This is a genomic window from Ideonella sp. (genome assembly GCF_044358605.1).
GTDB lineage: Bacteria > Pseudomonadota > Gammaproteobacteria > Burkholderiales > Burkholderiaceae_C > Ideonella.
Genome location: NZ_JBIKNQ010000012.1, coordinates 1 through 22,096, shown reverse-complemented (window position 1 = coordinate 22,096; position 22,096 = coordinate 1). Strand labels below are relative to the sequence as shown.

At 61.9% G+C, this 22,096-nt stretch carries 19 protein-coding genes; 7 read left to right on the top strand and 12 right to left on the bottom strand.

What is annotated here, in order from left to right; translation table 11 throughout:
• Window positions 1-48 precede the first annotated feature (48 nt).
• The 4 genes from rpsR to ACIQ3Q_RS06270 all read left to right on the top strand — a co-directional run bounded on the left by rpsR (window position 49) and on the right by ACIQ3Q_RS06270 (window position 3,631).
• Window positions 49-333, top strand: coding sequence for a 30S ribosomal protein S18 (gene rpsR / locus ACIQ3Q_RS06285; protein ID WP_210807015.1), 285 nt, complete (start codon window positions 49-51; stop codon window positions 331-333).
• 13 nt (window positions 334-346) lie between these two features.
• The gene (gene rplI, locus ACIQ3Q_RS06280) at window positions 347-799 is read left to right on the top strand and encodes a 50S ribosomal protein L9 (protein ID WP_396268167.1); all 453 of its coding nucleotides are present in this window, start codon (window positions 347-349) and stop codon (window positions 797-799) included.
• A gap of 176 nt (window positions 800-975) precedes the next feature.
• A complete protein-coding gene (gene dnaB, locus ACIQ3Q_RS06275; RefSeq protein ID WP_396268166.1) occupies window positions 976-2,394 on the top strand; it encodes a replicative DNA helicase in 1,419 nt (472 codons plus the stop codon).
• Window positions 2,395-2,530: 136 nt separating this feature from the next.
• Window positions 2,531-3,631: a PA0069 family radical SAM protein gene (locus ACIQ3Q_RS06270; protein WP_396268224.1), complete on the top strand. Its 1,101-nt coding sequence runs from the start codon at window positions 2,531-2,533 to the stop codon at window positions 3,629-3,631.
• Between the two features lie 6 nt (window positions 3,632-3,637).
• On the opposite strand, the gene ACIQ3Q_RS06265 is transcribed toward ACIQ3Q_RS06270, so the two are convergent.
• The 8 genes from ACIQ3Q_RS06265 to ACIQ3Q_RS06230 form a co-directional block, all read right to left on the bottom strand.
• A complete protein-coding gene (locus ACIQ3Q_RS06265; RefSeq protein WP_396268165.1) occupies window positions 3,638-4,249 on the bottom strand; it encodes a sensor histidine kinase in 612 nt (203 codons plus the stop codon).
• Window position 4,250: 1 nt separating this feature from the next.
• Entirely contained in the window at window positions 4,251-5,891 is a 1,641-nt protein-coding gene (locus tag ACIQ3Q_RS06260; protein ID WP_396268164.1) for a tetratricopeptide repeat protein, read from the bottom strand.
• 213 nt (window positions 5,892-6,104) lie between these two features.
• A complete protein-coding gene (gene dnaJ / locus ACIQ3Q_RS06255; RefSeq protein WP_396268163.1) occupies window positions 6,105-7,241 on the bottom strand; it encodes a molecular chaperone DnaJ in 1,137 nt (378 codons plus the stop codon).
• A 145-nt stretch (window positions 7,242-7,386) separates the two neighbouring features.
• Entirely contained in the window at window positions 7,387-9,333 is a 1,947-nt protein-coding gene (gene dnaK, locus ACIQ3Q_RS06250; RefSeq protein WP_396268162.1) for a molecular chaperone DnaK, read from the bottom strand.
• Between the two features lie 99 nt (window positions 9,334-9,432).
• Window positions 9,433-9,978, bottom strand: a complete 546-nt coding sequence (grpE, locus tag ACIQ3Q_RS06245) for a nucleotide exchange factor GrpE (protein WP_396268161.1) — start codon at window positions 9,976-9,978, stop codon at window positions 9,433-9,435.
• A gap of 117 nt (window positions 9,979-10,095) precedes the next feature.
• Window positions 10,096-10,518: an RNA-binding S4 domain-containing protein gene (locus ACIQ3Q_RS06240; RefSeq protein WP_396268160.1), complete on the bottom strand. Its 423-nt coding sequence runs from the start codon at window positions 10,516-10,518 to the stop codon at window positions 10,096-10,098.
• Between the two features lie 15 nt (window positions 10,519-10,533).
• Complete coding sequence (locus ACIQ3Q_RS06235) at window positions 10,534-11,955, bottom strand: sensor histidine kinase N-terminal domain-containing protein (RefSeq protein WP_396268159.1); 1,422 nt, start codon at window positions 11,953-11,955, stop codon at window positions 10,534-10,536.
• A complete protein-coding gene (locus ACIQ3Q_RS06230; RefSeq protein ID WP_396268158.1) occupies window positions 11,952-12,647 on the bottom strand; it encodes a response regulator in 696 nt (231 codons plus the stop codon). The genes ACIQ3Q_RS06235 and ACIQ3Q_RS06230 overlap by 4 nt, the downstream gene beginning before the upstream one ends.
• A gap of 130 nt (window positions 12,648-12,777) precedes the next feature.
• On the opposite strand from ACIQ3Q_RS06230, the gene ACIQ3Q_RS06225 reads away from it, so the two are divergent.
• From ACIQ3Q_RS06225 to ACIQ3Q_RS06215, 3 genes are all read left to right on the top strand, one after another.
• A complete protein-coding gene (locus tag ACIQ3Q_RS06225; RefSeq protein WP_396268156.1) occupies window positions 12,778-13,737 on the top strand; it encodes a tripartite tricarboxylate transporter substrate binding protein in 960 nt (319 codons plus the stop codon).
• Window positions 13,738-13,859: 122 nt separating this feature from the next.
• On the top strand, window positions 13,860-14,384 hold the full coding sequence (locus ACIQ3Q_RS06220; RefSeq protein WP_396268155.1) for a tripartite tricarboxylate transporter TctB family protein: 525 nt from the start codon (window positions 13,860-13,862) through the stop codon (window positions 14,382-14,384).
• A gap of 18 nt (window positions 14,385-14,402) precedes the next feature.
• A complete protein-coding gene (locus ACIQ3Q_RS06215) occupies window positions 14,403-15,881 on the top strand; it encodes a tripartite tricarboxylate transporter permease (RefSeq protein WP_396268154.1) in 1,479 nt (492 codons plus the stop codon).
• A 64-nt stretch (window positions 15,882-15,945) separates the two neighbouring features.
• On the opposite strand, the gene hemH is transcribed toward ACIQ3Q_RS06215, so the two are convergent.
• The 4 genes from hemH to ACIQ3Q_RS06195 form a co-directional block, all read right to left on the bottom strand.
• Complete coding sequence (gene hemH, locus ACIQ3Q_RS06210) at window positions 15,946-17,037, bottom strand: ferrochelatase (RefSeq protein ID WP_396268153.1); 1,092 nt, start codon at window positions 17,035-17,037, stop codon at window positions 15,946-15,948.
• A 34-nt stretch (window positions 17,038-17,071) separates the two neighbouring features.
• Window positions 17,072-18,013, bottom strand: coding sequence for an adenylate/guanylate cyclase domain-containing protein (locus tag ACIQ3Q_RS06205; protein ID WP_396268152.1), 942 nt, complete (start codon window positions 18,011-18,013; stop codon window positions 17,072-17,074).
• A gap of 77 nt (window positions 18,014-18,090) precedes the next feature.
• On the bottom strand, window positions 18,091-20,325 hold the full coding sequence (gene rpoD / locus ACIQ3Q_RS06200; protein ID WP_396268151.1) for an RNA polymerase sigma factor RpoD: 2,235 nt from the start codon (window positions 20,323-20,325) through the stop codon (window positions 18,091-18,093).
• A gap of 290 nt (window positions 20,326-20,615) precedes the next feature.
• Window positions 20,616-22,096, bottom strand: a 1,481-nt coding sequence (locus ACIQ3Q_RS06195) for a DNA primase (RefSeq protein ID WP_396268150.1), incomplete at its 5' end; no start/stop codon positions are given.

Genomic DNA, 22,096 nt, shown 5'->3' with positions numbered 1-22,096 from the left:
TTACTGACCTGTTCAACGCCCGGATAGACATTTACAGAGGTCACTCGTATGCCCCCGCCAAAGTCAAGATTTTCCAAGGACCGTCGTCCTAAGCGCAACCAGCAATCGCTGTTGTTCCGTCGCAAGAAGTTCTGCCGCTTCACCGTCACTGGCGTCGAATCCATCGACTACAAGGACGTGGACCTGCTGCGCGATTTCATCGGTGAAAACGGCAAGATCACGCCGGCTCGCCTGACCGGCACCCGCGCTTTCTTCCAACGTCAGCTGACCACCGCCATCAAGCGTTCGCGCTACCTGGCGATGCTGCCGTACTCCGATCAACACAAGGTCTGAGGAGCTTTACACCATGCAAATCATTCTGCTGGAAAAAGTCGCCAACCTCGGCAACCTCGGTGATGTTGTCAAGGTCAAGGACGGCTACGCCCGTAACTTCCTGATCCCGACCAAGCGCGCTCGTCGTGCCACGGAAGTCGCGATCAAGGAATTCGAAGCACGTCGCGCCGAGTTGGAGCGTCTGGCCGCTGAAAAGCTGGCTGCCGCTCAAGCCGTGGGCGAGAAGCTGGCCGGCTACGCCGTCACCATCAGCCAAAAGGCTGGCGTGGATGGTCGCCTGTTCGGCTCGGTCACCAACCATGACGTCGCTGATGCGCTGGTCAAGGCTGGTTTCCAAATCGTCAAGGCCCAAGTGCGTATGCCTAACGGCCCGCTGAAGGCTGTGGGCGAGTACACCGTTCAAGTCGCTGCACACACCGACGTGGTGGTGGACGTGAACGTGAAGGTGGTTGGCGACGCCGACTGAGTCGTGCTTCGCGGGTAGTTCACCCGCGGCTAACACCTCCGAAAGGGCTGGTCTTGGACTGGCCCTTTTTTCATTTCCGCCACTGCTTTGTTGGGCTGAACTTTGCACAGCCTTCCCCAAGGATTTCCACAGCCTTGTCCACAGGCGCTGCGGCAGTGCCCACGTATGATTCCCCAATGACCACGATTTTCGATTCTCACGACCCGCGCACTGGCCCCAAGGACGAAGAGGTTGCCCGCCTGCGGGTGCCGCCGCACTCCATTGAGGCCGAGCAAAGCGTCTTGGGCGGCTTGTTGCTGGACAACGGCGCGTGGGATAGAGCGTCGGACGTGTTGAGCGAGGGTGACTTCTATCGCTTCGAGCACAAGCTGATCTTCAGTGCCATTGGCAGCATGATCAATGCGTCCAAACCGGCCGACGTCATCACCGTGTTTGAGCAATTGCAGAACCTCGGCAAGGCTGAGGAGTGCGGCGGTCTGGCCTACTTGAACGCACTGGCGCAAAGCGTGCCCAGTGCTGCTAATTTACGCCGTTATGCCGAGATCGTGCGTGAGCGCGCGATCCTGCGCAAGCTGATCACCGCCAGTGACGAGATCGCGACCCAAGCCTTCAACCCACAGGGTCGGCAAGTCGCGCAAATTCTGGACGAAGCCGAAGGCAAGATCTTCAAGATCGGCGAAGAAGGGCAGCGCACCAAACAAGGCTTCCAGAGCATGGACACCTTGGTGATGCAGTTGATCGACCGCGTAACCGAACTGGCAGAGAACGGCGCCGAAGACGTGACCGGCGTGCGTACTGGCTTCTATGATCTCGACAAAATGACCGCCGGCCTGCAAGGCGGCGACCTCATCATCTTGGCAGCACGTCCGTCCATGGGTAAGACGGCTTTTGCGCTCAACATCGCAGAGAACGTTGCTGTGGCTGAGGGCCTGCCGGTGGTGGTCTTCTCCATGGAAATGGGTGCCTCGCAGTTGGCGCTGCGTATGGTCGGCTCGCTGGGCCGCATCGATCAGTCGGGCTTGCGCACAGGGCGCTTGAAGGACGACGATTGGGGCCGCCTGACGGAGGCGGTGGACAAGCTCTCCAAGGCCTCGGTCTTCATTGACGAGACGCCCGCCCTGAACCCGGCCGAATTGCGCGCCCGTGCCCGGCGCCAAGCCCGCCAGTGCGGCAAGCTGGGGCTGATCGTCATTGACTATCTGCAGTTGATGAGCGGCTCCGGCAGCAGCGCCGGTGAAAACCGTGCGACTGAGATTTCTGAAATCTCGCGGGGCCTGAAAGCCCTGGCCAAGGAATTGAACTGCCCGGTCATTGCACTCTCACAGTTGAACCGAAGCGTGGAAACCCGGCCCGATAAGCGGCCCATGATGAGTGACTTGCGCGAGTCCGGCGCTATTGAGCAGGATGCCGATGTCATCATGTTCATCTACCGCGACGACTACTACAACCGCGAGAATTCCAAGGTGCCCGGCACCGCCGAGATCATCATCGGCAAGCAGCGTAACGGGCCAGTGGGCTCATTGCACCTAGCCTTCTTGAAGCCCTTGACCAAGTTTGACAACCTGGCACCGGGCACGCAGTTCGACGAGTATTGAAGCTGGCCTGCAGGGCTGAGCCGACGAGGGGGCTTGCATCCCATTGAATACTGTATAAAACTACAGTATGTCTATTGTTCAAGCCCACACCCGCCCACCCGGCTCCGCCGGAGATGCCGCCTCGCCTTTGATGTTCATGCCTGGGCCACATGCCCGCAAGGGGAGGGGCACGACCTGGGCTTTGCAGCACCGCTTCAGTCAAGATCAGCGCCAAGCGTTTGACGACGGCTGGGGCAGCCTAGACCAAGCTGCGCGGGCCGAGACACTCGCACCGCAAACCCACATCATCGAAGAGCGGGTCAAGAGCATTCTGTCTGGCAATGACTCACCGGACATCAACTTCGACCTCTCCATCAACCCCTATCGGGGCTGCGAGCATGGCTGCATTTATTGCTACGCCCGGCCTACGCACAGCTACTTGAACCTCTCTCCTGGCCTGGACTTCGAGACGCGCATCATCGCCAAGGTCAACGCCGCCGAGCGGCTTCGAGAAGCCCTGGCAAGCCGTGGCTACGAGCCCTTAGCGCTGAACATCGGCTCGGCCACAGACGCCTACCAACCGGCAGAACGCAAGTTGGGCATCACCCGGCAAGTCCTGGAGGTTTTGAGCGAGGCGCAGCACCCGTTCTCCATCATCACCAAGTCTGCTGGGGTGGAGCGCGACATCGACTTGATCGCCCACATGGCGGCTCGCCAGATGTCGGCGGTGTATGTGTCGATCACCACCTTGGACGATGAACTCGCTCGGGTGCTGGAACCTCGCGCGGCCTCTCCTCGGCGTCGCTTGGAAACGATTCGGCGGCTGGCTGCGGCGGGCATTCCAGTCGGCGTGAGCGTGTCACCTGTCATCCCCTTCCTCAACGAGCCCGAGCTGGAACACATCCTAGAGGCCGCTGCGGAGGCCGGTGCTACGCGCGCCTTCTCCATCGTGCTGAGGCTGCCTTGGGAGGTTAACCCGCTGTTCCAGCAGTGGCTAGAGCAGCATGTCCCCCAGCGAGCCGCCCGCATCATGGCGCGGGTGCGTGACATGCGGGGCGGCAAAGACAACGACGCTTCCTTCGGCTCCCGGATGACGGGGCAGGGCGTATGGGCGGACCTCTTACGTCAGCGTTTCACTAAAGCCACGGCGAAGTTGGGGCTCAACACCCAGCGCTTTGCTCTAGATGACAGTCAGTTCAAGCCGCCCGCCAGGGCGCAACTGGGCCAGTGCGGTGGTGTTCAACAGAGCCTGTTCTGAATGAACTCACGCCAAACCCAGCTCAAACCGCGCGCCGCCTTCGGGCCTGCGCGCCAAGGTGGCGAAGCCGCGTCGACCCTTCAGGTCGTGGGCGGTGGCCACGGCTTGGCACAGCGCGGTGCCCAAACCCGTGGACTGCGGGTCGTCCCTGTCGGGCGGCTGTGGGCCGGGCCCGTCATCGTCGATCACGAACACCAGCATGCCGTCGCGGACTTGGGCGGATAGGCTGATGGCACTGCGGGCATAGCGCTGCGCGTTGTGCAACGCAGCCTCTAGCGCCAGGCGAACCAGGCGCCGGTCGAAGTACCAGTAGGGTGGAGCTTGATCGGCCTGGCCGGCCTGCAGGCTCAAAGGGGCCAGCAGAGGACCCTGGTCTTTGCAGATGAGGCGAATCAAATCTTGTGGCGATTCGTCGGCGCTGTGCGCGCGCATGTTGCCGTCCACGCCGTAAAGCGCCAGGAACTGAACAAAGCGCTGCCTCAACTCCACACAGTGCTTGTAGGTCGCGCCGCCCACAGCCTCGCCATGGGTGTGTTGCAACGCCAGCAACTGGGCTTCGAGGGCGCCCAGACCGTTTTTCAGGTCATGGACGATCAGCGCGGCCAGCGCGGGGCCCATGTCAGGCGGTGGCTGGCGTGGCCAGGGTGCTGAGCGTCTCGCGGTAGTAGCGCTGCATCTGGGTGACCCGGTCGTTGGCCGGCATGAGCTTTTCCAAGCGGGTCAGGTAAAGGCGTACGCGCTCGACAACGGTGCTATTGAGTTCACGCTTCAAACGCAGCGACAAGCAGTTCATCTGTGCGGCCTGCAGCAGCACGCCGGTGTTCTCCGGGTACTCGCGCAAAGCGGCTTCAATGGCTTCTAGGGCTTCGTCGATCTTGCTGTCACGGAACAGCTTCTTCGCATCCGTCACACGCTTTTGCAGGCCAGCGGCAGCCGCTTCAATCACTTGCTGGATCTTGTCGTCGTGGCCGGTGTCGCGCAGTGCGTTGCCGATCATCTGCTTGACCCGCGTGTTTTCATGGTCGGCACTGATGGCTCGCTCCATCAGCTTCAAGCCTTCGGCCTCATTGCCGCTCATCAGTTCAGCTTTGGCCAGGGCCACCGTGCCAAAGTCGGCTTTGGCTTTGCGCAGGGTTTCGCGGGCCTTGAGCAAGAGCTTGGCCGCTGCCTCAGGCTGCCCTGACTTGACATGCGCTTGGACCTTGATGGCCAAGGCAACGCTCTCGTACTGTGGGTCGTGCTTGGGCTTGGTGTTCACGTCGTCCAAGATCGGGACGGCGCCGGCTGCGTCGCCCGTATCCACCAGCGTTTGGGCCAGCAATAGAGTGTCTTGAGAGGAGGCTGTCATGGAGCCGCGCGTGGCCTTGGCCACTTTTTGCAAGCACTCCTTGGCGGTGGCGAGGTCACCGTTGCGGTAGGCGGCTTCGCCCACCAAGCGTTGGCGACGGCTGGAGGGGACAACCGTGGCGGCATCTTTCAAGGCCCAGAGCGCGCCGTCTGCATCGCCTTGGGCTTCCAGAGATTCCGCAATCACGTCGTAGGCCGCGACATTCTTTTCGCCTTCCGGAGAACCAATGATGTCCGAGGCCAATTGGCGCGCTTCGTCAAACTGGCCACCCGCTTTGTGGGCGCGGGCCAGGCCCAATTGAGCCCAGACCAAGTTCGGGCGTTCATCCAGCGCGGCGCGATACACGCCTTTGGCATCCTCGTGGCGACCCAACTGCAGCAGAGTCTGTCCTTTGATCTGCAGCACCGACATGGTCCAGCGGTCTTTTTTGGCCAGCACTTTGTCGCATTCGGCAACAGCGCCGATCAAGTCCTCTTTGGCCAGCCGCTGGTTTATCGCCAGCAGAGCCTGGCGCCTCTCGAGCGCTGCTTTGAGTCGGTCTTCGATGTCGCTGGCCGTGATGGGCTTGAGCAAATAAGCGTCAGGTCGGTGTTCGGTGGCCGACGCCACCGAGGCGTAGCCGCTCTCAGCGGTGACCATGAAGAACAGGCAATCAGCCGGCAGAAGGCCCTTGTCTCGCAGGTGCTCAAACATCTGCTGGCCATCGGTCTTGTTGTTGAGGTTGAAGTCGCAGAGCACCAAGCCAGGCGGCTTGGCGCGAATCAGGCGCAAAGCATCTTCGGCATTGGAGGCCTGTTCCACCTTGCTTACGCCCAGCATGGTCAACTGACCGCGCAAGGTGGTCTGCTGCACCGCCATGTCGTCAATGATCAAGGCTTGCAGGTGGGAATAGGGCGTTTGAATCGTGGCCATTGCGATGTGTTCTCCGGCATGCGCCTCGCCCTTAAGGATTAAGGGCTCAGGGCACTCCAGACGGGCCATACGGCACCCGAGAGGAGCATGATCGATGCTTTCGGCATGCGCAGAAAAGACTTGAGCCACACAAGGTCTTATTGGTGGCAAAGCCCGCCCAGAAGCGACAAACCCACCGCAAAGGGTGGGTTTGAGGGGTGTTGACGCACCAATTTACTTGAACAGGTCCTTGACCCGGTCCGTCCAGCTCTTGGCCGTAGGGGAGTGCTTGTCGCCACCCTTTTTGAGCGACTCATCCAGCTCCTTCAGCAGCTTGCGCTGATGCTCGGTCAGCTTGATCGGAATCTCGATGGTCACATGGCAATACAGGTCACCTGGGTAGGATGAGCGTATGCCCTTGATGCCCTTGCCGCGCAGGCGGAAGGTTTTGCCATGCTGGGTGCCTTCCGGCAGCTCGATCTCCACCTTGCCAGCCAGGGTGGGCACTTCGATGGTGCCGCCCAGCGACGCGGTGACGACCGAGATGGGCACGGTGCAGTGGAGATCATCACCATCGCGCTCGAAGATGTCGTGCTGCTTGATGCGGATCTCGATATAGAGGTCACCCGCCAGGCCGCCGTTGGTACCGGGTTCGCCGTTACCCGCCGAGCGGATGCGCATGCCCTCGTTGATACCGGCCGGGATTTTGACTTCCAGCGTCTTTTGCTTCTTGATGCGGCCTGCGCCATTGCAGGTGGTGCAAGGCTCAGGAATGATCTTGCCCGTGCCTTGGCAGTGAGGGCAGGTTTGCTGCACGCTGAAAAAGCCTTGGCGCATGTGCACCGTGCCCGAGCCATTGCAGGTGGTGCAGGTCTTGGCCTTGGTGCCGGGTTTGGCGCCGCTGCCGCCGCAGGTGTCGCAGTTTTCCCAGCTGGGGATGCGGATCTGCGTGTCTTTGCCGTTGGCCGCTTCTTCGAGCGTGATCTCCATGGCGTAGCTCAGGTCATTGCCGCGATAGACCTGCTGGCCGCCACCACCACCGCGACGGCCACCGCCGCCAAAGATGTCGCCGAAGATGTCCCCAAAGGCATCCGCGAAGCCGCCCATGTTCTCGCCGCCACGGAAGCCGCCGGCGTTCGGGTCGACCCCGGCGTGGCCGTGCTGGTCATAGGCTGCGCGTTTCTGAGCGTCAGAGAGCATCTCGTAGGCCTCTTTAGCCTCCTTGAACTTCTCTTCGGCCGCCTTGGCGCCATCACCCTGGTTGCGGTCCGGGTGATGCTTCATCGCTAGCTTGCGATAGGACTTTTTGATCTCTTCTTCGGTGGCGTTCTTGGGAACACCCAGCACTTCGTAGTAATCGCGCTTCGCCATGAAAATTCTCTAGATCGGTTGGTGCTTCGGCCACCCGATGTGACCCTGGAAGCGAAAGCGCCGCGTTGAGGCGTGGACCGAAAGCCCCTCGCATCGAACGCGGCGTTCATTCAAGAGAGCCCTTGGGCTCCCTTGAATGCCTGCATCACTTCTTGACTTCCTTGAAGTCGGCATCGACAACGTTGTCGTCATCCGGCTTGGCGGCGGCGGCCTCCGCACCAGGCTGTGCGCCTGCACCTGCGGCTGCACCGGCTGCAGCTTGGGCCGCTTGCTGTTCGGCATAGACCTTTTCGCCCAGCTTCTGGCTGGCCGTCATCAGGGCTTCGGTCTTGGCTTCGATCACGGCCTTGTCATCGCTGTTCAGGGCTTCTTCGGCCTCCTTGATTGCGGCTTCGATCTTGGCCTTCTCGTCGGCGTCCAGCTTGTCGCCATGCTCGGTCATGCTCTTCTTGACCGAGTGGATCGTGCCGTCAGCTTGGTTGCGCGCCTGCACCAATTCCAGCTTCTTCTTGTCTTCGGCCGCATTGACTTCGGCGTCCTTGACCATCTTTTCGATCTCGGCCTCAGACAGACCCGAGTTGGCCTTGATGGTGATCTTGTTCTCCTTGCCTGTCGCCTTGTCTTTGGCGCCCACGTGCAAGATGCCGTTGGCGTCAATGTCAAAGCTCACTTCAACTTGCGGCATGCCACGTGGGGCAGGGGCAATGCCTTCCAGGTTGAACTCGCCCAGGCTCTTATTGCCCGAGGCCATTTCACGCTCACCCTGATAGACCTTGATGGTCACGGCGGGTTGGTTGTCGTCCGCCGTCGAGAACACTTGGCTGAACTTGGTGGGGATGGTCGTGTTCTTCTTGATCATCTTGGTCATCACGCCGCCCAGGGTCTCAATGCCCAGAGACAGAGGCGTCACGTCCAACAGCAGCACGTCCTTGCGGTCGCCGCCCAGCACTTGGCCTTGAATCGCAGCGCCCACGGCCACGGCTTCATCAGGGTTGACGTCCTTGCGCGGCTCTTTGCCGAAGAACTCCTTGACCTTCTCTTGCACCTTGGGCATGCGCGACATGCCACCGACCAAGATCACGTCGTCGATGTCGCTGACCTTGACGCCCGCATCCTTGATGGCGGTAGCGCAAGGCGCAATGGTGCGGCCGATCAGCTCTTCGACCAGGGCTTCGAGCTTGGCGCGGCTGAGCTTGATGTTCAGGTGCTTGGGGCCTGTCGCATCAGCGGTGATGTAGGGCAGGTTGACATCGGTGGCGGCCGACGAGGACAGCTCGATCTTGGCCTTTTCAGCGGCTTCCTTCAGGCGCTGCAGGGCCAGCACGTCCTTGGTCAGGTCCACGCCTTGTTCTTTCTTGAACTCGGCAATGATGTAGTCAATGATGCGCTGGTCGAAGTCTTCACCACCCAAGAAGGTGTCGCCGTTGGTGGACAGCACTTCGAACTGCATTTCGCCGTCCACATCGGCGATCTCGATGATGGAGACGTCAAAGGTGCCGCCACCCAGGTCATAGACGGCAATCTTGCGGTCGCCCTTGCCATGCTTGTCCAGGCCGAAGGCCAAGGCCGCTGCGGTGGGCTCGTTGATGATGCGTTTGACATCCAGACCGGCGATACGGCCAGCATCCTTGGTGGCTTGGCGCTGTGCGTCATTGAAGTAAGCGGGCACGGTGATCACGGCCTCGGTCACTTCTTCGCCCAGGTAGTCCTCGGCGGTCTTCTTCATCTTGCGCAGCACTTCAGCGCTGATCTGGGGCGGGGCCAGCTTCTTGCCGCGCACTTCGATCCAAGCGTCGCCGTTATCGGCTGCAGCAATGGTGTAGGGCATCAGGTCGATGTCCTTTTGCACTTCCTTCTCGGTGAACTTGCGGCCGATCAGTCGCTTGGCAGCGTAGACGGTGTTCTTGGGGTTGGTCACGGCCTGACGCTTGGCCGAGGCACCGACCAGGATTTCGCCGTCTTCTTGATAGGCAATGATGGACGGCGTGGTGCGCGCGCCTTCAGCGTTCTCGATCACCTTGGTGGTGTTGCCTTCCATGATGGCCACGCACGAGTTGGTGGTGCCGAGGTCAATACCGATGATTTTTCCCATGATGTGTGCTCCGAGAGAGAAGTTCGTGTTGATTCGAATTTGGGGTGAATCCGCAGGGTTTCAAGGGGCTTTCGCCCCAAAAAGCGCAGGATTCAGGGCTTATTTGGGGGCGGCCACCGTGACCAAGGCCGGGCGCAGAACCCGGTCGGCAATCAAGTAGCCCTTTTGCAGCACGGCGACCACGGTGTTGGCATCTTGATCAGCCGGCACCATGCTGATGGCTTGGTGGTGGTGCGGGTCAAACCGAGTGGCCACCGGCGGGTTGATCTCTTGCACCTTGTTGCGCTCCAGCGCTTGGGCCAGTTGGCGCAACGTGGCATGCACGCCTTCCAGCACTTTGTCCACCGGCGCGTCGGGCATGGCGATGGCGGCTTCCAAGCTGTCACGCACGGGCAGCATGGCTTCAGCGAAAGACTCCACCGCGTACTTGCGGGCTTTGCTCACTTCTTCTTCCGAGCGGCGGCGGATGTTTTCGCCTTCGGCCTTGGCCCGTAGGTAGGCGTCGGACATTTCGGCCAAGCGGGCTTCCAACTCGACCACCCGTTGCTCGGGGCTGGTTTGCTCCGGCGTTGCGGCTTCAGGTGCGGCGGCGTGCTCGGTGGTGTCGGCGGGGCTGGGCTGGGCTGCGGGGTCGTTGGAAGTCATGGTGTCAGGACAAAGGTTTGACAGGAATCTCAGGCAATTGGGGCCACAGCCCACAATTTCAAGAGGGGATTGCAGCTTTTGTAAATCAGTGCGGCGGTGCGCCGCTGGGTGGCCGCCTCAGGAGTCCGCCGAGGCGCTCCAGCGCTGCCATTGGGCCAAGTCGCGTCGGTCGCGCTTGGTGGGGCGGCCGTGCTCAATGGCTTGGGCGGGCTCCACACCTTGGCGGCGTTGTTCCACCGCTTGAGCTTGGCGGGCCAGGCTGTCCGCGCTTTCTTGGTAGAGCTGGCGGGCGATGGGTGCGGGGCCTCGCAACTCACTCAGGCCCAGCACCTGGATCTCACGCGCAGGCTGACCCGGCTCTCGCAGGGTGATCAGGTCCCCCTCGCGCAGGTCACGAGAAGCCTTGGCCGCTTGGCCGTTGACGTCCACGCGATGCTTGCCAATGGCCTCCACGGCCAGGCTGCGGGTCTTGAAAAATCGGGCGGCCCAGAGCCATTTATCGAGCCGAACCGGATGGGTCACAAGTTTTGGAGCGTCCACGGCGCAGATTGTCGCTCAGGTCTTGGCCAAGGGCAGGCGTACCACGGCGTCCAGGCCTTGAATGCGCCCCTGCACCTCGCGATTGTTCAGCTCGATCTGCCCCCCTAGCGACAGCACGATGTCATGACAGATGGCCAGCCCCAGGCCGGAGCCACTGCGGCTGCTGCCAGCGGCAAAGGGCTGAAACAGGCGTGCGCGTTGCTCGGGTGGTAAGCCGGGGCCGCTGTCGGCAATGGTCAGGGCGGCATGGCGTTGGTCGGCCACCAGGGTGACGCTCAGCCGCCCGCCGGACGGGCAGTGCTTGATGGCGTTGTGCAGCAGGTTGCGGGTCAGCTCGCGCAAGGCCCACTCGTGGCTTTGGATGGGTGCGGCTTGGCGGTTGTTCAGCTCAAAGTCGAGCTCGCCCTCGGCAATCAAGGCGGAGAGATCCAAGGCCACATCGCGCGTGATGTCGGCCCAGTCCAGCAGCGGTGCATCGCCTTGCTGCCGGAGCTGCTCGACCTTGGCCAGCGCCAGCATCTGATTGGCCAAGGTGGTCGCCCGATCGACGGTTTGGTTGATTTCAGCCAGTGCCAGCATCGGGTCGAGGTCCCCGCGCCGGGCGGACTGCACCTGCGCCTTGAGCACCGCCAGCGGAGTGCGCAGTTGGTGCGAGGTGTCGCGCACAAAGCGTTTTTGGGTCTCCAGCAAGTCCCTCAGCCTGGACATCAGGTGGTTGGTGGCGGCCACCAGCGGTTCGATCTCGCGTGGCGCGAGTGCGCCATCGAGAGGGGTCAGGTCGCCTTCGGCGCGGGAGCGCAGGGATTGGCTCAAGGTCCGAACGGGCAGGGTGGCGCGGTGCACCACCCACACCACCACGCCCGCAATCAGCAGCACCAAGGCCGCTTGGCGCCACAGCGTGCCCATCAGCAGGCTGCGGGCCAGGGTCTGGCGTAGCTCTAGCGTCTCGGCCACTTGCACGGTGGCCATGCCTTGGCCGCCTTGCCACACCACGGGTTGAAGCAGCACCGCCACGCGCACCCGGCTGCCTTGGTACTCGTCGTCATAAAAGTCGACCAGAGCCGCGTAGGGGCCTTTTTGCGGCAAGCTGCCCCGCCAGGGCTTGAGGTCTTCAAAGCCAGAAACCATCTCGCCCTGGAAGCCATCGACCCGGTAGTACAGGCGGCTGCGGTTGTCCGCCTCAAAAGGTTCCAAGGCCGAGTACAGCAGTTCAGAGCGCAGGGTCATCTCGCCACCAACCACCTGGGTCTCCAGTTGGTCACCGATGGACTTGGCGGTGGCCAGCAAGGTGCGGTCGTAGGCCGTGTCGGCCGCGCGGAGTGCTTGCTCATACAGCGCGGCCGTGTTGACCGCAATGACGGCCAAGACCGGCAGCAAAATGCCGACCATCAGGCGGTCCCGCAGCGACAAGCGCAGCCAAACTTTGGCCAAGCTCATGCGTTGGCCCGCAGCAGATAGCCCAGGCCGCGCAGTGTCACCAACTGCACCTGGGTGCCTGCTAGGCGCTTGCGCAGGCGATAGGCGACGACCTCAATGGCTTCCGGCTGCACATCGCGCTCGCCAGGAAACACTGCGCTGAACAGACGCTCTTTGGCCACTGCATGGCCGGGCCGCTGCAGCAGGGCGCGCAGCAGTGCCAACTCGCGCGGCGGCATCTCCAAGGGCTGGCCATGGTGATAGGCGGCGCCGCTGTCCGCATCGCAACTTAAGCCCATGAACTCCATGGTGACTGCACTGCCCGAGCCCGCCGGCCCAGTGCCCAGACTCCCGGCGGCGCGCCGCGCCAAGGCGCGCATGCGTGCTTCCAGCTCGTCCAGGTCAAAAGGTTTGGGAAGGTAATCGTCGGCCCCTGTGTTGAGCCCGACGATTCGGTCTCCAATGGTGCCGCGAGCTGTGACGATCAGCACGGGCGTGGTTAAGCCTTGGGCGCGCGCTTGGCTCAGCACCATCAAGCCATCTTGGCCGGGGAGGCTCAGGTCGAGCAGGACCACATCCGGCAGACTGGCTTGCCAGCGGTCTAGCGCGCGCAGGCCGTCTGAGCACACGGTGACGCGCATGCCGCGCCGCTCCAGCGTGCGCTGCAGGGTGGCTTGCAGCGCGGTGTCGTCTTCGATGAGCAGTACCTTCATAGGGTGGAGCTTATCCTCTCAGGCTCGTCTGTCACTGAACCGGGATAACCCCAGCCTGCGCGACAGCCGTTTGACAGGCTGCGTCGTCACCATCACTATTCCTCTCCCTATTGTTCAAGGAGCCTCACGCATGCGTCGCGATACCTTCCTCAAGTCTCTGGCCGCCATGGCCGCTGCCGGTGCTCTGCCACTGAGCGCCAATGCCGCTGCCAACCTGAAGATGATGATTCCTGCCAACCCCGGTGGTGGCTGGGACAGCACGGGCCGCGCCCTGGGCAAGGCCTTGCAAGACGCTGGTGTGGCCTCCGCAGTGTCTTTTGAGAACAAGGGCGGCGCAGCCGGTGCCTTAGGGCTCGCGCAGTTCGTGAATGCCAGCAAGGGCGACCCCAATGCCTTGATGGTGATGGGCGCTGTGATGTTGGGCGGCATCATCACCGGCAAACCACCGGTTTCTTTGACCCAAGCCACCCCGATTGCTCGCATCACCAGCGAGTACAACGTGTTTGTGCTGCCCGCCAATTCACCCTTCAAGACCATGAAGGACGTGGTCGAGGCCATGAAGAAGGACCCCGGCAGCGTGAAGTGGGGTGGCGGTTCGCGCGGCTCCACCGAGCACATTGCGGCGGCCATGATCGCCCGTGAAGCTGGCGTGGACGCATCCAAGATCAACTACGTGCCCTTCCGTGGGGGCGGTGAAGCTACTGCGGCCATTCTGGGCGGTAACGTCACGGTCGGCGGCAGCGGCTACAGCGAGTTTGCGCAATACATCGAGAGCGGCAAGATGAAGGGCATCGCCGTGACCTCGGCCGCTCGCCTCAAGGGCATCAACATCCCCACGCTCAAGGAGCAGGGCATCAATGTCGAGATCGGTAACTGGCGCGGTGTCTACGCGGCCCCTGGCATTACGCCTGAGCAGCGCAAGGCGCTGACCGACATGGTCTTGGCTGCGATGAAGTCGAAATCTTGGGCCGAGTCGCTCGAGAAGAACGCCTGGACGCCAGCTGTCCTGACCGGCTCAGCCTTTGACGAGTTTGTCGATCGTGAGTTTGCGTCGCTGCGCGCCATCATGGTCAAGTCCGGCATGATCTGACAGGCTGAATAGCCGTCCGAAGGGCCATTGCTTGGCCCTCCCGAGTTCTGTACAGGCCGGTGCAACCCACCGGCTTGTTCGTTTCACGGCCTCACAGAAGGCCCTCAGTGAGGAGACTCGCGATGAGTGAATCGCCAACAAAAAGCCCCAGAGCCCTGCATCAGACCTTGGTCGGTGTGGGCGTATTGGTGCTGGCTGCGTTGCTGGCCTTTGGGGCAACCAGCATTTCGTCTGAGGCCGGGTATGCCGGTGTTGGACCCAACTTTTTGCCTTGGGTGGTCGCGTGCGCCTTGGCCTTGTGTGGGGTGTTGCTGATCGTCGAGGCCCAGCGGGGCAGTCAGCCGGCGGTGCTGGAGGCGCCTTCCGGCGCTGAGAAAGGCGATTGGCGGGCCATGGCCTGGATGTCAGCTGGTTTGCTGGCCAATGCTGCGCTCATCACCACCATCGGCTTTGTGCTGAGTTGCGCGCTGTGCTTTGTGTGCGCGGTCAGGGGTTTGCGGCTTTCCGAAGGGCGTCCTGGTGGAGACTTGAAGGAAACATTGCGCGATGCGGGCATTGGCTTGGCCATCTCAGCACCGGTGTTCTGGCTGTTCAGCAAGGTCTTGGCCATCAGTTTGCCCGGCCTGACCAGCACCGGCTGGATCTAAACCTTCAAGGAGAACGACATGGAAGTCTGGGATCAGCTCCTTCAAGGATTCGCCACGGCGGGCACCCCCATCAACCTGATGTGGGCCTTTATCGGCTGTGCCATTGGCACGGCCATCGGCGTGTTGCCGGGCCTAGGCCCGGCGGTGACGGTGGCCATGCTGCTGCCCATCACCTCGCAGGTGGAACCCACCGCCTCGATGATTTTCTTCGCCGGCATCTATTACGGCGCGATGTACGGTGGTTCGACCACCTCGATCTTGCTGAACACGCCGGGCGAAACCGGCACCATGGTGACCGCGCTCGAAGGCTTCAAGATGGCCAAGAGCGGCCGGGCCGGCGCGGCTTTGGCCACCTCGGCCATTGGTTCGTTTGTGGCGGGCACCATCGCCACTGTGTTGGTGACTTTGTGTGCGCCCATCCTGGCTGACTTTGCGGTCAAGCTGGGCCCGCCCGAGTACTTTGGCTTGATGCTCCTGGCTTTCACCACGGTCAGCGCCGTGCTGGGGGGCAGCGCCTTGCGCGGCTTGACAGCTTTGTTCGTCGGTCTCGCCATCGGCCTGGTCGGGATCGACCAGATCACCGCGACGGTGCGCTACACCGGTGGCGTGCCTGAGTTCATGGACGGCATTGAGGTGGTGCTGATCGCCGTGGGCCTGTTTGCGGTGGGCGAAGCCTTGTACAACGTGTTGTATGAGGGCAAGAGCGAGGCTTCCTTGAACCGCACGGGCCGGGTGCACATGACCAAGTCGGAGTGGCGCCGCTCTTGGCCCGCTTGGCTGCGTGGCACGGCCATCGGTTTCCCGTTTGGCACCTTGCCGGTGGGCGGCTCCGAGATCCCGACCTTCCTGAGCTATGCCACTGAGCGCAAGCTCAGCAAGCACAAAGAAGAGTTTGGCACGGTGGGTGCGATTGAAGGCGTGGCCGGGCCCGAAGCTGCGAATAACTCAGCGGTGACGGCCACCTTGGTGCCCTTGCTCACCCTCGGCATTCCGACCTCGGTGACCGCCGCCATCTTGCTGTCGGCCTTGCAGAACTACGGTTTGCAAACCGGGCCGCAGCTGATGACGACGTCATCGACTCTGGTGTGGGCGCTGATTGCCTCGCTCTACATCGGCAACGTCATGTTGCTGGTGTTGAATCTGCCTTTGGTGGGCCTCTGGGTCAAGCTCCTGAAAATCCCCCGCAGCTACTTGTACGCGGGCATCATGGTGTTCGCCACGGTTGGCGTGTATGGCATGCGCCAAAGTGCCTTTGACCTGTTCCTGATGTTTGGCGTGGGCGTGTTGGGGGTGCTGATGCGCCGCTTCAGCTTCCCCACCGCACCCGTGATCGTGGGCATGATCTTGGGCCCGATGGCCGAGGCACAGATGCGCAATGCGCTGTCCATCGGTGAAGGGAAGTGGAGCGTGTTCATTGAGCGCCCCATGTCCTTGACCATCTTGTTGATTGTCTTGGCCGTATTGGTTGTGCCCAAGCTGATGCGCCGCCGGGTCTGATCGGCTCGCTCAAATGCAAACGCCGGGTTCAGCCCGGCGTTTTCTCTTGTGGGGTCGAGAAGCCTTAGCGGTTGGCACCCATCTCACGGGCGCGTGCCGCACTGGCCTTGCCGTCGGCATCCTGCGGCACGGCGGTGGTGGGCCAGCCCGCCAACTGCTCAGTGGCGATCTGAACCAGCGCACTGATGCCCGCATGGTCGGCATTCAAGCAAGGGATGTAGTGGAACTGCTTGCCACCCGCATGCATGAACGCTTCCTTGCCTTCCATCTGGATCTCCTCCAGCGTTTCCAGGCAGTCGGCCACAAACCCAGGGCAGATCACATCGACCCGTTCATGGCCTTGAGCGGGGAGGGCCTTGAGTGTGGGTTCCGTCGATGGCTCCAGCCATTTGGCCTTGCCGAAACGGCTCTGGAAGGTCACGCGGTACTGGTCTTTGCTCAACTCCAGCGCCTCAGCCAAGAGACGGGCCGTCTTATGGCATTGGCAGTGGTAGGGGTCGCCCAAGTGCAAGGTGCGCTCAGGCATGCCGTGAAAACTCATCACCAGCATGCGGCTGGGGCCTTCTACCTTCCAGTGCGCGCGCACGGAAGCGGCCAAGGCTTCAATGTAGGCGGGGTGGTCGTGGTACTCGGCCACCAAGCGCAGCGCCGGCACGCGGCGAGTCTTTTGCACCCAGTGGGAAACCGCATCAAACGTGCTGGCGGTGGTAGCGCCCGAATACTGCGGATAGGCCGGCAGCACCAGGATCTTGTCGGCACCCTGCGCACGCAGCGCATCCAGGGCGCTGGCGATAGACGGCTGGCCATAGCGCATGGCAGGCATCACGGTCACGGCATGGCCGCGCTCACCCAAGTAGCCCTGAAGCAGCTTGGCTTGGCGCTGCGTCCAAACCGCCAAGGGTGAGCCGTCTGGCGTCCACACACTGGCGTACTTGGCGGCAGACTTTGCGGGGCGTACCCGCAAGATGATGCCGTGAAGGATCACCTTCCAGACCAGCGCGGGGATCTCCACCACGCGCGGGTCACTTAGAAACTCGCCCAGATAGCGACGCAAAGCAGAAGGCGTGGGGGCATCTGGCGTGCCCAGATTGGCCCATACCACGCCGATGCGCGGGGTTTGACCATGGGTGAAGGGCGGCTCAGGTTTAAAGCGCATAAGGGCACACGGTCAGGAGAGGAGGGCAGGGCCCTCAAACAAGCTTCATGGGCTGGGTGTCCAAGCTGGACAGCACCGCAAACTGAACCAAGGGCACATCTGGGTCGTTGGGCGACCCGCCTAACCCCAGCTCGCCATTGCCATGCAAGGTGCAGGTGCCGCGCCGCAGGCTGAGGACTTCCTCATCGCCGGCAAAGCGCACGTAGGAGCCGTTGATGCTGAGATCGGTCAGCTGCAGCGCACCGCCCATCAGGTCGATCCGAGCATGCGAGCGTGAGACGCGCGCATCGTCGATCTTGAGTGTGGCTTGGCTGCCGCGTCCCAACACCACGGGCCAGCGCCCGCGTGAGAACACAAAGGCGTTATCGCGCCAGACGAGTTGCAGGCCCTGCGGCTCGCTCATCTCGGCCGGTGCTTCCATTTGGGTGACGGCTGTGTCGACGCCGCGTCGCGCCAAGAGATAGACATCGACAGGCTCGGCGCGGCCACGCAAGTGGACTTTGTCCAGGTGCCGGAAGCGCGAGCGCACTTCCCAGGTCAGCTCTTCATGCACCTCGCGGGTGACCAAGCATTCGTTGTCTCCTGCGTGGTCAAGCAGCCGAGCTGCGACATTGACCGCGTCGCCAAAGCAGTCGCCACCGACCTCAACCACTTCACCCGCCGCAATGGCGATCTGCAACTGCAAATCTGCCGTTTGCTCCGGTGGCAAGCCCACGGCTTGCTGGGCTTGTCTGTCCAACTCGGCCTGCATCTGCACGGCTGCAGCCACCGCAGACACCGAGCCCGGGAAGACCGCCATCAGGCCATCACCCAAGGTCTTGATGAGCTGCCCGCCCGTCACCGGCACACGGCGTGACAAGCCATTGATGGCTTGCGTGACCACCGAAGTGGCTGACGCGTTGCCCATGCTTTCGTAGAGCGCAGTGCTGCCTCGCAAGTCTGCGAAGAGCACGGTGCGGCGCTTGATGATGGCCATGCCTGGGCGTCAGCGTGGATGCAATTCGACCACCGAGCAGCGGCGTTTGGGCATGCTCGGGCGGCGCGAACGCGTGGTCAGACGTTATCCAGATAGGTGCGGAGCTTGTCCGAGCGGCTCGGGTGCTTGAGCTTACGGATAGCCTTGGCTTCAATTTGGCGAATCCGCTCGCGGGTCACGTCGAACTGCTTGCCCACTTCTTCCAACGTGTGGTCGGTGGACATCTCGATACCGAAGCGCATGCGCAGCACCTTGGCTTCGCGTGGCGTGAGGCTGTCGAGGATGTCTTTGACGACATCGCGCAGACCCGCTTGCATCGCCGCCTCGATAGGCGCGGTGTTGTTGGAGTCTTCGATGAAGTCACCCAGGTGGCTGTCATCGTCGTCGCCGATGGGCGTTTCCATGGAGATCGGCTCTTTGGCGATCTTCATGATCTTGCGCACCTTGTCTTCGGGCATCTCCATCTTCTCGGCCAGCGTGGGTGCGTCGGGCTCGAAGCCGAACTCCTGCAGGTGCTGGCGCGACAGACGGTTCATCTTGTTGATGGTCTCGATCATGTGCACCGGAATACGGATGGTGCGGGCCTGGTCGGCGATCGAGCGGGTGATGGCCTGACGAATCCACCAGGTGGCATAGGTCGAGAACTTATAGCCGCGACGGTATTCAAACTTGTCGACCGCCTTCATCAAGCCGATATTGCCTTCCTGGATCAAGTCCAGGAATTGCAAGCCACGGTTGGTGTACTTCTTGGCGATGGAGATGACCAGGCGCAGGTTGGCCTCGATCATTTCCTTCTTGGCATCACGCGAGGCCTTTTCGCCCTCGTTCATGCGCTTGTTGATGTCCTTCAGGTCGATCAGCGGCACCACAGCGCGCGCTTGCAGGTCGATCAGCTTTTGCTGCAGTTCCTGCACAGCCGGCAGATTGCGACTCAGAATGGCGCTGAAGGGCTTGGCTGCGGCGATCTCTTTCTCAGCCCACTTCACATTCATGGCGTTGGCGGGGAAGGACTTGATGAAGTAGTCCTGGGGCATGCCGCACTTGTCGACCACGATCTTGCGGATCTCGCGCTCGTAACGGCGAATGTCGTCGACCTGCGAGCGCAAGATGTCGCAGAGGCGCTCAATCGTCTTGACGGTGAAGCGGATGGTCATCAGGTCATCAGTGATGGCCTGCTGTGCCTTGTTGTAGGTCGGCGACTTGTAGCCGTCCTTCTCAAAGGCCTTGTGCATCTTCTCGAAGTGCGTGCGCAGCGAGGTGAACTTCTGCAGCGCTTGCGACTTCAGCTCTTCGAGCTTCTTGGTCAGGGCCTTAGAGCCGCCATTGCCGTCGTCGTCGTCTTCTTCGTCGAACTCGTCAAAGTCTTCTTCGGCCACATAGTCATCGGCCTCATCGGCGGCCACAAAGCCGTCGACCACTTCCGAGATCTGGGATTCACCCGACTCGATCTTGGCCGCCATGGTGAGGATCTCATTGATGGTGGTCGGCGAGGCCGAGATGGCCTGCATCATGGCCTGCAAGCCGCCTTCAATGCGCTTGGCGATCTCAATCTCGCCTTCACGGGTCAGCAGCTCAACCGTGCCCATTTCGCGCATGTACATGCGCACAGGGTCGGTGGTGCGGCCGAACTCGGAGTCCACGGTGGACAGCGCCGCTTCAGCGGCTTCTTCGGCTTCCTCTTCAGTGGCCGTGGAGGTGGCACCGCCGGCGATCAGCAGTGTGGCGGCATCCGGTGCCTGCTCATAGACCGCGATCCCCATGTCATTGAGCATGGAGATGATGGCTTCGAGGATTTCTTCGTTGACCAGCTTTTCGGGCAGGTGGTCGTTGATTTCCTGGTGGGTCAAGTAGCCGCGCGTCTTACCCATCTTGATCAGGGTCTTCAGCTCTTGGCGGCGCTTGGCCACTTCCTCTTCGGTCAGGGCGGTTTCGTCCAGACCAAACTCACGCATCAGTGCGCGCTCTTTGGCGCGGCTGACCTTCATGCGCAGGGGCTTGGCCTTAGGCTTGTCTTCACCGTCGTCAGCTGCTTCGACAGCCTCTACCTCGGCTTCGACTTCGCCTTCAATCTCGGCTTCGATGTCTGAGAGATCGTCTTCCAGCTCTTCGGCTTTGGGCTTGGCGGCGGCCTCAGCCTTGGGCTTGCGACCGCGCTTGGCCTTGCCGTCTTCGGCATCACTCACCTTTGCCGACTTTGCAGCAGCCTTGGGTGCAGCGGCGGCCTTTGTCTTGGCCTTCTTGGTGTCCTCGGCTTCCGGGGCTGCCGCAGCAGTCTTGGCGGCCTTGGGCGAAGCGGTCTTCTTGGCGGTCATTCAGGTCCTCGATCAATCAAACTGGCAGCTCAGGCGTGCACAGGGCAACACCAACTGTTCTGGCAGCACTTGTGGTGCCGCCCAGGGTAGGGGCGAAGAAGTCACAGACAGCTCAGTGCGAAAGCACGGCTGCAAAGAGGGCGCGGCAAGCTAGCGTGAACATTTGGGAATGCAACCCTTGCGGGGAAGTTGGCCTGGGGTAGCCCGTGTCGCGGGTGGCCGGGGTCCGGAGGTGTTGCTGTCACTCTTGCCATGTGTCGGTGTGTGGATTATACCTCGCAGGCCCGTTTCTACTCACCTCGCACCAGCATTCCACCTTGTCTCGCACGCACTGCTCGCCACTCTGTATCGACCTCTCTGAACGCCTGTAAAGCCTGAGGGTCTGTCGCGGCCTGGGCCAGCAAGGCTTGTTTGCGCGCTTCGAGGGCTTTCACCAGCAGCATGTCCAAGGCGCTGCGCAGGTCTTCAAAAGTAGCATCAGGGTCGGCGTCACCGTCCGCCAGCATGCGCACTTCAGAGGCCAAGCCCTCGTCAGCGGCCAAGGCTTCACGCAATACCGCCCAGGGGCGCCCCCCGTGCTCGGTCATTTCGCGCTCTAGCCAAGCGATCGCTGGGCCGTGTGGGGTGGGCAGGCCATGCAGCAGGTCGTGCTCCAAAGCCGAAAGCTGCAACCACCATTGCGAGTTTCCATAGAGCATCTGGACAATGCGGTCTTCGGGCTTCTTGGGCGCGAGCCTACCCCGGCTGGTGGTGGTTTGTGGGCCGAAGCTGGTTTGCTGCCCGCGCCGCTTGTATCGTTCAAAGGTGCGCGGCGGCGTGCCGTCATCGGGCGCCCCATCCGCTCGGTGAGGCTGCGTCGTGTGAGCTTGTCCGCTGGCGGCCCAAAGGCGACTCAACTCGTCCGATGGCAGGCCGCCCAGGCGCGCGAGTTCACTCAACATCTGCAAGCGCAAAGTGCCTTCGGGCAACTGCTGCCAAAGGGGCCGGGCTTGGGCCAGCATGCGTGAACGGCCTTCTGCAGTTTGAAGGTCGCAGTCGGCGCTGGCATGTTCGACGAGTTGACGCGAAAGCGGCACGGCATCGCGCACACAGCCTTCAAATCCTATGGCGCCATGGGCGCGGATATAGCTGTCTGGGTCATGCTCTGGGGGCAGAAATAGAAATTTGAAACTGCGCGTATCGGTGGCGTGGGGCAAGGCAGCTTCTAAAGCCCGGCCTGCCGCACGGCGGCCTGCGGCATCCCCGTCAAAACTGAAGACAACTTGCTCAGTAAATCGCAAAAGCTTGTGGACATGCTCCGCCGTACAGGCTGTGCCCAAAGTGGCGACCGCGTTTGGAAAGCCCAATTGCGCAAGCGCCACCACGTCCATATAGCCTTCGGTGACGAGCGCATACTCCTTTTCGCGCAGCCCGGTCCGAGCCTCGAACAGGCCATATAGCTCGCGGCCTTTGACGAACACCGGCGTCTCAGGAGAGTTCAGGTATTTGGGCTCGCCCTTGTCCAGGACACGCCCGCCAAAGCCAATCGTTTCGCCCTTGACGTTGCGAATCGGAAACATGATCCGATCTCGAAACCGGTCATAGCGTTTTTGCTCAGGCCCGTCATCGCCCTGTGTAATCACCAGTCCTGACTCCACCAGCAAGGGGTCGTCATACTTGGGAAAGGCACTGGCCAGCGCGCGCCAGCCTTCTGGGGAATACCCCAATCCGAAACGGGCCGCGATTTCTCCCGTCAGGCCCCGCTGTTTCAAGTAGGCCACAGCACGGGCGG